The organism is Amycolatopsis sp. NPDC031561 (assembly GCF_055580625.1).
Genome location: NZ_JBVILA010000031.1, coordinates 1 through 12370 on the forward strand (window position 1 = coordinate 1; position 12370 = coordinate 12370).

14 protein-coding genes are annotated in these 12370 nt (G+C 65.9%); 6 read left to right on the forward strand and 8 right to left on the reverse strand.

Annotation, left to right across the window (positions count from 1 at the left end; genetic code table 11):
• Positions 1-86: 86 nt before the first annotated feature.
• The 3 genes from ACZ5IK_RS39125 to ACZ5IK_RS39135 form a co-directional block, all read right to left on the reverse strand.
• On the reverse strand, positions 87-569 hold the full coding sequence (locus tag ACZ5IK_RS39125; protein WP_465492290.1) for a hypothetical protein: 483 nt from the start codon (positions 567-569) through the stop codon (positions 87-89).
• A gap of 124 nt (positions 570-693) precedes the next feature.
• Complete coding sequence (locus tag ACZ5IK_RS39130; protein WP_465492291.1) at positions 694-1740, reverse strand: DNA cytosine methyltransferase; 1047 nt, start codon at positions 1738-1740, stop codon at positions 694-696.
• Positions 1741-1818: 78 nt separating this feature from the next.
• On the reverse strand, positions 1819-1947 hold the full coding sequence (locus tag ACZ5IK_RS39135; RefSeq protein WP_465492292.1) for a hypothetical protein: 129 nt from the start codon (positions 1945-1947) through the stop codon (positions 1819-1821).
• A 165-nt stretch (positions 1948-2112) separates the two neighbouring features.
• Here ACZ5IK_RS39135 and ACZ5IK_RS39140 point away from each other — a divergent pair, with 165 nt between their 5' ends.
• The 4 genes from ACZ5IK_RS39140 (at position 2113) to ACZ5IK_RS39155 (ending at position 5232) form a co-directional block, all read left to right on the forward strand.
• Positions 2113-2835: a hypothetical protein gene (locus tag ACZ5IK_RS39140; RefSeq protein ID WP_465492293.1), complete on the forward strand. Its 723-nt coding sequence runs from the start codon at positions 2113-2115 to the stop codon at positions 2833-2835.
• A 538-nt stretch (positions 2836-3373) separates the two neighbouring features.
• Positions 3374-4201 (forward strand): hypothetical protein, encoded by an 828-nt coding sequence (locus ACZ5IK_RS39145; protein WP_465492294.1) that lies wholly within the window; start codon positions 3374-3376, stop codon positions 4199-4201.
• A gap of 252 nt (positions 4202-4453) precedes the next feature.
• Positions 4454-4666, forward strand: a complete 213-nt coding sequence (locus tag ACZ5IK_RS39150) for a hypothetical protein (protein WP_465492295.1) — start codon at positions 4454-4456, stop codon at positions 4664-4666.
• A complete protein-coding gene (locus tag ACZ5IK_RS39155; protein WP_465492296.1) occupies positions 4666-5232 on the forward strand; it encodes a recombinase family protein in 567 nt (188 codons plus the stop codon). The genes ACZ5IK_RS39150 and ACZ5IK_RS39155 overlap by 1 nt, the downstream gene beginning before the upstream one ends.
• 128 nt (positions 5233-5360) lie before the next feature.
• Here ACZ5IK_RS39155 and ACZ5IK_RS39160 read toward each other — a convergent pair whose 3' ends face one another.
• On the reverse strand, positions 5361-5816 hold the full coding sequence (locus tag ACZ5IK_RS39160; RefSeq protein ID WP_465492297.1) for a hypothetical protein: 456 nt from the start codon (positions 5814-5816) through the stop codon (positions 5361-5363).
• A gap of 2099 nt (positions 5817-7915) precedes the next feature.
• Between ACZ5IK_RS39160 and ACZ5IK_RS39165 the strand changes: the two genes are divergently transcribed.
• Both ACZ5IK_RS39165 and ACZ5IK_RS39170 read left to right on the forward strand, forming a co-directional pair.
• Complete coding sequence (locus ACZ5IK_RS39165; RefSeq protein ID WP_465492298.1) at positions 7916-8551, forward strand: hypothetical protein; 636 nt, start codon at positions 7916-7918, stop codon at positions 8549-8551.
• A 278-nt stretch (positions 8552-8829) separates the two neighbouring features.
• Positions 8830-9303, forward strand: coding sequence for a hypothetical protein (locus ACZ5IK_RS39170; RefSeq protein ID WP_465492299.1), 474 nt, complete (start codon positions 8830-8832; stop codon positions 9301-9303).
• Between the two features lie 246 nt (positions 9304-9549).
• Here ACZ5IK_RS39170 and ACZ5IK_RS39175 read toward each other — a convergent pair whose 3' ends face one another.
• The 4 genes from ACZ5IK_RS39175 to ACZ5IK_RS39190 all read right to left on the reverse strand — a co-directional run bounded on the left by ACZ5IK_RS39175 (position 9550) and on the right by ACZ5IK_RS39190 (position 12242).
• Positions 9550-9864 carry a hypothetical protein gene (locus ACZ5IK_RS39175; RefSeq protein ID WP_465492300.1) on the reverse strand — a complete coding sequence of 105 codons (315 nt, stop codon included), beginning with the start codon at positions 9862-9864 and terminating at the stop codon, positions 9550-9552.
• A 49-nt stretch (positions 9865-9913) separates the two neighbouring features.
• Positions 9914-10645 (reverse strand): hypothetical protein, encoded by a 732-nt coding sequence (locus tag ACZ5IK_RS39180; RefSeq protein WP_465492301.1) that lies wholly within the window; start codon positions 10643-10645, stop codon positions 9914-9916.
• Between the two features lie 106 nt (positions 10646-10751).
• Positions 10752-11885 carry a hypothetical protein gene (locus ACZ5IK_RS39185; protein ID WP_465492302.1) on the reverse strand — a complete coding sequence of 378 codons (1134 nt, stop codon included), beginning with the start codon at positions 11883-11885 and terminating at the stop codon, positions 10752-10754.
• Positions 11886-11891: 6 nt separating this feature from the next.
• Positions 11892-12242 carry a hypothetical protein gene (locus ACZ5IK_RS39190; protein WP_465492303.1) on the reverse strand — a complete coding sequence of 117 codons (351 nt, stop codon included), beginning with the start codon at positions 12240-12242 and terminating at the stop codon, positions 11892-11894.
• Between the last annotated feature and the right edge of the window lie 128 nt (positions 12243-12370).

The window sequence follows — 12370 nt, forward strand, 5'->3', positions numbered from 1 at the left end:
GTGCCCACAAAAAAAAACCAAAGAGGGGGGGCCTTGGGGAGAAAAAACCGGCCCACCTCCGTCCCCCCCGCTTCGTCATACCAGGGTCAGTTTGTCTCGGCCGCCTTATCGCTCTTCTCGCCGGATTCTGTCGGCACGCTGGATGCCTCTGTCGCCTTCCGAGCCTCCTCGATGGCCTTCGGCGGTGCCACGCTCTTCTTCGCATCGCGGACCTCGTTGACCATGCGCCGGACGCGCTTCACCGGAACTCCGATCCACTCGGCGACGGTCTCCACGGACCTTCCGAGATCAGTCAGGTCGGCCAGTGCCGTAGCCGCGTCGCGTTCGGAGTGCTCCCGGCGCTTCGCCGCGTCGGTCTTGAGCCTGGCGGCCTTGATCTCCAGCGCTTCCAAGTCCTTCGCCAGCTTGGTGTCGACCGCGGCCGTAGCCTTCAGCGCGTCCGCGTACCGGACGAACGCCTCGTCCTCCCGGCGCTTGCGCTCGGCCAGAGCCCGGTCATCGGCGTCGCGTCGCGACTTCAGTTCGGCCAGGGTCGCGCCGCTCTCCGGCCCCGTCTTGCGCTCCGCCATGAGGTTATCTCCTCGTCCCTCGGTCCTCGTTGTCCAATCGAGGATATCGCCGCCCCGCGCGGCGAGAGGGAAAGCCGCCCCGTCCAACCAGCCCGTAGGGCGGGCTGGTTGGACGGGGAGAACCTCAGAGAACCTTTGCCAGAGCTTCGCCGATGAAACGCGCGACGTTGGTCGACACCGCGTTGACTGCCTGCATGGTCCTCTCCTCGCCGGTGCCCTTCATCTCGTAGCTGAGCGGGAATGCCTGAGCGCTCGCCTGCTCGCGCCAGCTCAACATCCGGTACCGAACATCATTGATGTCGACAGCCAGTTCGGCCAGGCCGTGCTGTGCGTGCGTCGCGACCGTCGACAGCGGCGAGTTGACCCGGTGCGGCTTCGCGCCGCGACGATAGGGAATCACCATCATCCGGTCCCAGGAATCGGGCAGAGTCAGCTCGCCACGCGGCGGCGCGACCAGGCCGTGGTGATTCCCGCTGGCGGCCATCGTGGTGAGCGGCCCGCCGTCGGCCGTGTGGTGCCGCGAGTTCTTCCGCAGAGTCACGATGGACGGCGGGACGACCAGGGCGTCGTTGTCGCGAGTCGTGCGCGCGGGCATCGGTACCGACAGCCCAGTCGGATCCTTGCGCCATGTGCCACCGGACGGGACCAGCGCGCCCGGCGGCACGGCGACACCGTCACCGATCTTCACCGTGCGAGTGTGCAGGGGCGCGGCGCTGGCCGGATACGAGCGGCCGTCGGCGTCCTTGCCATGGGTCAAGGTGACCATCATCGGCTCGGTCGCCAGCATCGCCATCGCCGCCTCGATCTTGTCCATCGTGGTGGACTTGAGGGGTCGCGGCCGTTGGCCAATCGGGGTGCCGAGGTTGGTCCAGTCGATGGCCGCGCCTGCCGGGCGAACGTAGGGCTCGACGAGCCCCGGCCTGCCCGGATGGCGGGGTGCGTTCGGGCACACGTAGTCGTACTGCTGGCCGTAGCACCCGACGTTGCGGCCCCGACCGGTGTCTTTTCGCCACGACTGGAACCGCTCGCTGCGCGCCGACGAAGTGGCGGAGGTCTGGGGCTCCCCAATGGAAGGCCCGGACTCCCGACGCCGCTGGCTGCGACGGGCCGACGAGATCGCCCGCGCCTGGGGGAAACCAATGTTCGGCGCTGGCGGCTTACTGCCCGGCACCACCCTCGATGACGCCACCGGAGACGGTGGGACGGGGTAGATCGGTTCGTGCGGCTCCGCTCGCTCTGACCGCTGCTCTCAGACGGCGTTGCCGTAGTAGCCGGAAACCTGGTTGCGGACGTAGTCGGCCAGTGCGGCGAGCTCGGCTTCGTCGGCGGTGGGTGGCCAGGCTCGCTGGAGCCCGTCGAGTATCTCGGCGAGGCTCACTGGCGCAGCGCTCTTGCACGGGGAGGTCCGCGCCCGATGTGCCGACTCGATCGGTGGTTCGTCCGTTCGGCGGGCAACCCTTCGAGGGGGCCTGTGCGTGAATGGTCGGCTACACCACGTCGTGTTGACGACGTGATTCGGTCCGACGGCGAGGGGATTCGCAGGGTGGCGGAACGATGGGTGACGCTCAAGGACGGCCGGAAGGTCCTGATCAAGAGCAAGGCAGGGCCCGCGGTCGCGGCCGTCGCCGTGGTAGCGGTGGTCGCCGGCAGCGGGGGAGCGGCGGGCCTCGGTGCGTTTGGCGGCGCCTCGGGGCAGGCGGGTGCCGGTGCGGCGTCGGAAGCGCTGGCGGGCAACACCGGCGGTGTGGCGGATTCGCTGCCGGGCCGGTCGATGAAGACCCGGCGCGAGGAAGGGCGCGAGTCCGCCAAACGCGGCCGGACCGATGAGGCGCTGAGCCGTCTTCGGCTCAAGAAGCTGCGGCGGGAGGTCGAGCGCGGAACGAACTGTGTGGCGGCGGCGACGGATCGGGTGCGGGAGTTCCTGGTCCGGACGCCGTGCACGTCGATGGAGCGGATGCTGCTCGCCGTCGGCGACGGCCAGGGCAACGCCGCGGTCGTCAGCGTGGTGCGCGTCGGGTTCAAGACGACGAAGGACGCGGCCGCATTCAAGAAGGTCGAGGACGTGCACGGCAGTGGCGACGTCCGGCCGCTCGACGTCGCCGCGGTCCTCGGCATCACCGGGGTAAAGATGACTGGTCTGCATTACCGCGCCCGGCCGGACCGCACCGCGATCGTCGTCGCCGAAGCCGACACCGCCCGCGGCCGCCTCGACAGGGAAACCCTCGACGCGCTCGCCGACGTCGGCACCTACCTGCCAACCACCTGATCTGAACGAACGCAAGCCTCGCGGATCAGGTCACGCGAGGCTTGTTCATCCGGTTTTAGACTCCTGGCCGACCGCGTCCCAATACCGCTCTACGCGGTCGGCCAGGCACCGGACGTTCTCGCCGCTACGCTGGCCATTGACGGTCCCCACTGGGCGCCAGATGGCTTCGCGGCACTGTCCTCAAGGTCCACGTAGTGGTTTTCAAGAGGCCGGTCCAGCTCAGCGGTGATGCTGGTCAAGGGCGTTCATCCACGGTGATGCGCTCGCCTCGACACCTTGCTCACTGCCGTGAAGAAACGGTAACAGCAGGATTGACAGAAGTCAACTGTCAATCTATAATCTCTCCCCCTACGTTTTTGGTGCCTTAACCCCTACGGCTTTGGTGCACCTTGAGGTACTGTTTTGGTGTAACACGACCTACAGTTTTGGTGCGAAGTAGAGAGGGCGACAATTGAGTCCACGTAACATCGTAGGACAGTCGGCTGCGCCCCCTGCTGCACCCGACCTTCGAACCTTCTTTGCGAACAACACGACGTCGGTGGAATCCCTGGACGCCGCGCAAGCTCAAGCTGACCAAGTCGGCCGGCGCGTCGACATCCCGATCCGGAAGTCCTTCGTTCGCGCCTGGGACGAGAACACCCGTGCTCCACTCGCGCAGATCTACGTGGGCGGACAGAGCGGCCTGGTCGCGGTGAAGCTGTACATCGCGTTGCTCTGGCGCTGCGCGAAGGCGCCCTACGAAACGGATAAGCCCGCGCGGGCCTGGGCGACGCTGTTGGATCTCCCGGACCCGTACGTCGCTGGCACCAGGCGAGTCGCGAACGCCTTCAAGGCTCTGAACCAGGCAAAGCTGATCACGATGACCGCGCAGGCGGGGCACCCCAACCTGATCGGGCTCACGATGGAAGACGGGAGTGGGCGCGCCTACAGCCCGCCCTCGACGGCGTATCAATTCGCGCGCAACGACCAGCAACGCCAACGCCACATGTACTTCAAGCTGGCTCGCGAGCTCTGGCTCAACGGCACTTTTCAGGACCTGTCCGGTCCGGCAACCGTGATGTTGCTGATCTTGTTGTCGGAACAGGCCGACCAGAGGCCGGTGTGGTTCAGCACGTCGGCATTCCCTGAGCGGTACTCGATCTCACACAAGACCCGAGCCGAGGGAACGAAGCAGCTCGTCGCCCGCGGTCTTCTCGAAACCGAGCGGCAACCACTGGCCAGCGGAAAAAGAAGTTCCGCCTTCGACGAAGTCCGCAAACGAACCCTCTACCGCCTGACCAGCCAGATACACACCAAGCAGGACACGATCCTCGTAGCCGGTTCTTCGAAGCGGCAGGGCCTGCGGCCCCTGCTCAAGCTCGACTGAGCGACCGGCGCACGCACTGCATGAGGGACCCAGCACCGCCTGGATCCGCTGGGCCTGCGCGAGCGGATCCAGGCGGCGGGGCGCGTCCCTGCCGCATTGGAGGAGTGTTCAACAAACGGTCGTTGGCTGAACACTCGCCGAGGACCTGGCCGTCGCGTCGTTCATCCAGGTGTCGGTGTTCAAAAACTCGTTCAACAACCGGTAGGCTGTCACGTGGTTGATGAACTCGTTTGTTGAACGAATCGAGGGCGGATGAGCGAGACGAAGGGCGGCCGCGGCAGCTCGGCGGTCGAGACGGCCCGGCTCGGCGCGATGCTGGCGGGCAAGGGGCTGACGCCCGATGAGGTCGCGGTGGTCATGCGGGACCAGGTCGAGCCGGTCCTCGCCGACGCGATGAGGCTGGTCGATGACGGCGCGGCGGTCGACGAGATTCAGTTCGAGATCCAGCAGCGCGGCCGGTCCTGATGGCGCTCGTCGGACTCGTGCGGGTGAGCACGAGTAAGCAGGAGACGCAGCGGCAGCACGACGCGCTCGGCCCGATCTGCGTCAAGCTGTTCGAGGAGAAGCTCTCCGGCAGTCTCGCCGTCGACGCTCGGCCCGCGCTGACGGCCGCGCTCGAGTACATGCGGCCGGGCGACATGCTGACCGTCCAGGAAGTCGACCGGCTCGGCCGCAACTTGCTTGAAGGCTTGATCGTCCTCAACGATCTTTTCGGCCGCGGCATCGCGGTGAAAGTCCTCGACGGGATCGCCGCCGGCGAGCACACCGAGCGCAGCTTCGTGTTGGACATGGCGTTAGCGCTGGCCGAGGACCGACGACGGGACATATCCCGCAAGACCACCAACGGTCTTGCGGCCGCACGCGCCCGTGGCCGTGTCGGCGGCCGCCCGCGCGTCGTCGACGACGACAAGCGCCGAATCATCCGCGCCCGCAACGCCGAGGGCGAATCCATCCGCACCATCGCACGAGCGACCGGCGTCTCCGTCGGCACCGTGTACAACGTCCTGGCCGAGCAACGCCCGACGAACTGACTTGGTGTTCTACAAATACATGCCCGAGCTCGCGAGCGGAGGCCGCGAAGAGATCGCGGCGGCCGCTGGCGGTTCCACCGCGCCGCCGAAGTAGCAGGCGGGGATGATCGAAGTCTGGGGTACCGCTCCTAGGAGGCGTCCGGGGCCTTCACCTTCGAGCCTGTCGTCGGCTTCTCGGGCGCCGCGCTCTTCAGCGCCAGCTCGATGGACTCGGTGCCCGCGTCGAGCTTCTCGACCTTCGGCTCGCCCTGAAGCTCGCCTTCGATGACCGTCTTCTGCGTCGGGATCCTGAGCGGGAGCTTCGTCGCCTTCGCGAAGTAGACGGCCAGGGCGACGAACGACACGATGCCGATCAGCACCGCCAGGAGGTCGTGCATACCCGCCAGGAGGCACATCAGCATCGGGATGCTTGCGCCGACGATGTAGATCATGAAAGCCATGGCCGCCTCGATCTTCGAGTCCAACGGCGCGCGGAGTTTCACGACCCCAGAAGCGAATTTGCTCTGCAAACTCGCTTCGACGGCAGCGTCCGAGCCTCCGTAGAGCGGCTCCAGGTCGGTCGACCCTTCCACCTGCCTGAGCACCGTGGACCTGTCCTCGCTGACCCGAGGCTCCGGACGCGGGTCGTCTTCGGGCAAATTCGTTTTGATATCGCGGAACACGGGCTAGGCCGCCTTTCTGATCTTGTAACCGGCCGCGCGGGCCAGACCCCAAAAACTTCGATCGACGATCCACAGGACGCGGGAAGTGCCCAGCCGTGCCCTAAGCCGCAGATGATATCAGGGGTATGAACCTCGTATGCTCAAGGCCCGTAGCAATGATGTGCTTCATGATCTCGTTGTACATACAACAGTCGCATGTGGACGTTCGGCGACCGCGTCTTCCCCGGACAACCTCACAGGGACTTCATACCAGTCAACGCTTGTGGTCCGGTCCGAGTGCCCGGAGTGACAAACCCGCTACTCGCTCACTCTCCGCCCATCTCCTTCATGATCAAAAGTTGAGCCCCAGCGACTCAGGAAAGTGAACCCTGTTCACTGGCGTATCGTCTCTGCCTGCACATTTTGGATCATGAGCTCATAGGAACCTTACTAACTTTTGGCGTACTAGAACACCCCTGACCTAACGGCGTGTAACAAGGGAAGGGCGTACCGGCGAGTAGCGCAAGCCAAACGTGTAGAGCCGATGCCCCTACCGGGCAAAGGTGCGCCAACTAGCTTGTAACGCAGGCCACAGCAGAGGTAGGCAGTACGACGACAGAGAACACAGATGCGTAACATACGTCCCATGTTCAGCGATTGAGCATACAACCTGGTTGACAGCGGGGTGCTTATGAGCGGATGATTACACTACGAACAGTGGACTATCCTCCAGACAGGGGCCGGTCCACTGCTCGCGATGAGCGCACCGAATGCATTTCAGTGCGCCCAAAAGCGAATTAGACGTGGGCGATGTGCAAAGTGCGGTATCGCTTGCGTGGCACGAATAAATGCCAAACCGACTCAGCCGAGGTGGGCCGATGCGCCAACATCCATTCGCCGGTCGTCCGTGTCGGTCATTCCCAGATTGGGCAGCTTCCCTGCTTGCACTGCTCACCAGCATGTCAAGCCAGTCTTTTCGTCTCTTGGCCGGAGTGATGAGACTTCCCGCCGCCCGCCGCAGCCGAACTGCCAGCACAGTCCGGCTGCGGGCATTTCCGCCAATAGCAGCAGAGCAACACGTGGGGTGATTTGCGCTCTGCTCCCATTATGAAGGGTTGTCAAATGCCGGAGACTAAAAGCGATTGGGCAGTCGATGAGACCACGCGCCACCCAACCGACGAACCCAAGACAGAAGAGCCGGCGACTGACTCGGGCCCCGTGAGGAAGCCAGGCGAGGACGAGAAGCCGTTAGCTCCGAAGCATGTCTTGGAGCGGCTGACTGTGAACCTGATCCCTCGATCGTCTCGCGCGTTGGAACGTGGCGTCGAGCTTTCTGACGACTCGAAGACCGTGGTCGTCAACCGCGCCTTGCAGCTATACGCCTACCTTGAGGAGGTGTGGGGTGCCGGTGGAGAAGTGGTCGTAACAGAAACTCGCGGAGCCACACCGACGGTACTCAAGGTCTTTTAGGGGATCCTGCACCCTATATCCATGGCAGGTATACGTCTTCTTTATTCTAAGAAGACGGTTTCTCTTTCTCCGTAAGACAGAAAGCCCGCAACCTGTATGTGGAAGGTGGCGGCAAGATTTGTCGACCGCTAAAATCGCTAACACCGATCAGTGTGCCGCAAATAAGCTGTTGTTAGCGAGCTCCGACATAGAAGGAAGGGGGCTTCGCCACCTCGGCGAAACCCCCTTCGTCGCGAGGGAGCTGGACCGGCGTCGGGTCCTGGCACCACTTCCAGGTCCAATCGACCGCGTCTTCGGCGGCGCGCTTCGCTTCGAACCGTTACGAGGCTCAGCGCGGCCGGACAGGTCACAACTGGCCCCAAAAAAGCACCCCGGGCGTAGACACCTCGGGGTGCTTCTGGTACACTGGTGGGTGCAGGTGTATATACCTGTGAGCCACACTACCAGTAGTTCAAAGCTAGACACTTAGAACTTAGCCGCCACCAGGGCGGTTAGTCAACCGGTATCACCCGGTTGTGACTGGGAGCACGAGCAGTTCGTGCGCGGTGTGACTCCTACGAATGGAGTCAAATATGCACCACACCCCCGGTGCCGCCAAGATCGGCGGTTTCCAGTTCTTCGACTTCGCGGTGGCCTCGCCTCGGCAGTCGAGGAAGATCGTTAGCGACCACCGCAAGTGGTACGAAGACCAGCAGGGACCTGCTTGGATCTACTACGGCGAGCTGTACGGCGCTCTACGCAGGGCCGTCAGCTCCGTGGATCCGAAGGCCTCGCTCGATCGCGTGGTCGACCGCGTCATGAGCGTGGACGAAGGCCGCGGCCAGGCTTACCGCGACGCGGCGGACGGCTTCCTCCGTCTCATGCCCCGCAAGGCCTCTGGAGTTCCGGTGAAGCCAGCGGCCTGGGTCGACGGCGACCTCACTGTGGAGATGCGTCGCATGATCGGCGTTCGGCAGGCCAACGGCAAGCTGCTCTACATCGCCCCGTACGTGAAGCCGACCCCGCTGACGCAGGACGACGCCGACGTCCTCCTGTACGTGATGGAGGAGTCCATCCCGCAGGCGCTACCCGGTGCGGAACCGCAGGTCTGGGATCTGAGGCGAGGCAAGGTGTTCAAGCTGAGGCGGAATACCAACCGGAAGAACCTGGAATGCCACGTGCGCGGTGTAGCCGCCGCGTACATGGTCGCCTGGAACCTCGCCGCGTAGCGAGGCACGAGGTCCCGACGCAGCAGGGGGCCCGCTTCGGCGGGCCTCCTTGCCCCTGGTGTCGCACCGTCCCCAAACGAGCAGCTCACTGAAGCTTGCTTCATGATGCAGCCTTCAGGCATGGCGGAAGAATTGCGGCTCAGTGGTCTTGTGGATCAGGTCGGCCAGCGCGGCCTGCTTTCCGGAAGCGACACCCCGTGGAAGACCAATCGGGACGTGAAGCCCGCGACGACGGTAGAAGCTGTTCCTGCCGTCTGGGCCTACGTCAACGACCGAAGTTGCCCGACTTCATCGAGTTCTCGGACCTCACGCGCAAACAAACCGCGCTGGCCCTCGTGGCCGGCGCCCGGCGCGCGGCGGCCGAGGTCGAAGCCGTCGAACGCGCAGCCGCCGAGGCCGCGCGGGAACTGGGCGCCACCGTGCGGGAGCTCGCGGCCGTGACGGGGATCAGTGAACGAGCGGCGAACGACAGATACCGGCGCCTGCCGGTGTTCGACCCCGCAGCCCACACCGGGCCGCCGCTGACATGGGCGCCGAAGAAACCCGGTACTCCCGATGAGCTTGCCGGGGAAATCGGCGAACAACTCGCTTTCGCCCGTCCCGACGGGGTCCCGCAGTCCGCCACGTACGTCAGGTACTTCTTCGACACCAGCCGGGGTGACGTCTACGTCGTCCGACACGATGACGGGCGCGAGGAAGAGATCAGCATGGCCGAGATCATCCGGGCCAGGCAGCACGGACAAGCACGGTGACACACCGCTCCGGCAGTGCGGTTTCGCCCGACGACGGTTGACCACGCTGGAACGACTGGGCGAAACCGTGCTGTCGGCCCGCAGGGGTCCAGGGGCAGCGTGCCCCTGGTACCACGCGGGGTGACCGTCCGATGTGGTCCACCGATCGGCCTCTCACACGGGGCTGACGTCACCGGGCGCGAACTCGACGCGAACCTGGCGAATGCCGAGCGGGGAGTGGATCGTGAACGCGACGGCAACCTTCCCCTACCCTGTGCCGACCACGTTTCCTCGGCTGCCGCGCGGCACGTATTCGCTGGTCGCTCCGCTGACGTCGCGCAGCAATACCACCTGATCCCCTGTCCTGAACCGGGGTTGCGGCGCGGGCGCACGTCGTTCGGTGACCGGTCTCGCTGGACGGCGTGCACTGACGGCGGCGTAGGTGAATGCGGCACCGAGCGCGGCCAGGAACAGCGCCACGCCGAACCCGAAATCCAGGTCCTGGCCCACCAGGACCACGGCCACGGCGACCGCGGCCGCGAGGAGAACGCGCCAGTCTGGTCCTGATCGACGTCGGCTCATATCGGTGATCGTCGCACGCGCAGCGGCTAGGACCAGCGGTTTTGCTCGGTTAGGCTCGGTTCGTGTTGATCGCGCCAGGGGAGAGGTGACGAGATGAGCGGACGCCCTGAGGGTTCGGCGGGCGGCTACGGGGATCCCGGACCCGACGATTCCGACCGGGACGCGTGGCAGGAGATGACGCCGTGGCAACCGGACTGAACACGGTGCACACCCGATCGGCGCGCTCGGTCTCCGCCACGCCCTCGACGAGCGCGAACACGGCTTCGCGCGGGCTGGTCGGCAGGAGCTTCGACACGTTGTACCGGTGCGACTCGGCCGCGGTACGGGCCTCGCTGGCGGCGCGGTCCTGCGCACCTGCCCACCACGCGAGTCCGCCGAGGACGACCAAGGCGACGGCGAGCACCAGCGCACCGACCGGCACCCACTTCCGCCAGCCGAACCGATGGCGGCGGAACGAGACCGCGGCCACGGCGCCAATGGCCAGGCCCCACGCGGTCGCGACCAGAGCGCCCGGTACCTCGGGCATGAGGACGAACGCGGCGAGCAGGAAACCGGCGACCAGACCCCACGACTCGTCAATGAACCGCCGGATCCCCGGGAGCACAACGACGATCAGCGGCGCCAGCCAATAGAGCACGGTCGGCCACCAGGCCCACCCGGACCACCAGAACAACAGGAACGCCAGCACGAACACGCCGAGCAACGCGCGTAGCTGGACCTTGCGACCGAGCTGCCCCGGACCGAGCACCCCGAGGACTTGTTCCTGACTCCATTTCCCCACCATGACCTCCATAGTCCACTTGGGACTGATCATCGGAAGGGGTGATCTACTGATCTGGCCGCGTAGGACTACTCAACTACGCGGCCCGGACCAGCGGAAACAGCGATCAGGAGAAGACCGGCCAGGGCAAGCCGTGGCCGGTGATGATCTCTCCGGCGATCGCGCGGGCGGTGTCGCGGGCGTGCTCGCCGACGTCGCGGCGGCCGAGCAGGCGGTCGCCGAGCTCGTCGACCGTCCACGTGACGATGACGCCGTGACGGGCCAGCAGCAGACCGACGTGGCGCACGCGGCAGACGTCGGCGGTATCCAGCCACGCGTACAGCAGGATCTGGTGCAGCCAGCGCCCGACCTTCCCGGGATCGCGCACGTTGATCACGGTCTTCACGTCGAGCAGTGTCGTGTCGCCCGCACCGGTTCCGGTGGCGGGGTCGGTCGCGCCGAGCAGCAGGTCGGCGTCGGCCCACTGGGGCACGATCGTCGGCGCGGCCAGGCCGAGCGGCTCGCCAGCGCCCGGGTTCCCGGCGAGTTTTTTCAGCTCCCACAGTGTTCCGCGCGCGTGCAGCTGCCCGGACAGCTCGACCAGCTCCGTCACCTGGTGCTCGTCGACCAGCCCGCGCAGCGCCTCGACACTCGGACGGCGGTCGAAGACCCTCGCGAGCCGATCGTCGATTCCGCCGCTGCGGTAGACGTCCTCGCACGCGGACAGCAGCCAGCACAGCCGCGCGAGACCAGCTTCGGCCCCCGGAGAGCTCAGCGTTCCGGGCGGGGCGTGGCGGGCCAGATAAGCACGGCCCCGGTCAAGCAGGTCGGCCAGTGCGGCCTCGGCGGCCGCGTTGCCGGGCACGTCCGGTTCGACGACTCCGCCGAGGTCCAGCCACGTCGTCGTGGCGGGCCGAATGTCGAGCGCCCGTGCACGATATTCCGGCTCCAGGCCGCGGTGGCTGGGATATCGCGCGGCCTGGTCATGCGCCCACGACCAGCTCGCCCAGTGCGCCCGGACCATGCCTAGTAGTGCGTAGTACGGCGGTGCGGGCTGGACCAGGTCGGCCAGGCGCTGCCCGAACGCGCCGCCGATCTCGGCCCAATGCCGGGGCGAGACCTGTCCTTTCGGCCGGATGGGACGAACGTCGCGCACCGCGGCCGCGACCTGCTCGGCGACGGCCTGTGTCCCGGTGAAGGTGCGGGCGCACCACAGGGCCAGCGCGCTGTTCGGGGTCGCGAGCTCGCTCGTCAGCGACACGGCCGGTCAGCTCCTCAAGGTGTGCTGCTGGGCCAGTTCGTCGAGCATCTCCCGAACCTCGGGCAGAAGCGGCGGAATCGTGTACGTGGAGTCTTCCTCCATCGTGATGACCACCGGCCCCGCCCACCCGGTCGGATGCTCGTAGCCCACAGCGGCCAGCACCTTGTTAGCGAGCTGGTTTCGGGCCTGGCCGGTGAAGTCGTCGGCGAACCAGGCTCGAACCCTGCCCATGCCCTGATTGGACGGCCGTGGCACGTCCTCCCGGATCGCCTCGTACGCGGACCGGCCCTCGAACCTTCCCCACGTCAGACGGCCGTCCGGGTGCAGCACGGCGCAGTCCTCGGTCGGCTCGGGCATGACGTCCTCCACATCGAGCCCCGCTGGGCCCGGTCGTTGGTGTGTGCAAGGAAAAGCCGGTCAGGATACCGGTAGTCACCGACGTTTCTTCGTCTCCGGCTCACCGATCGCGTCAGCCAGCTGGGCAC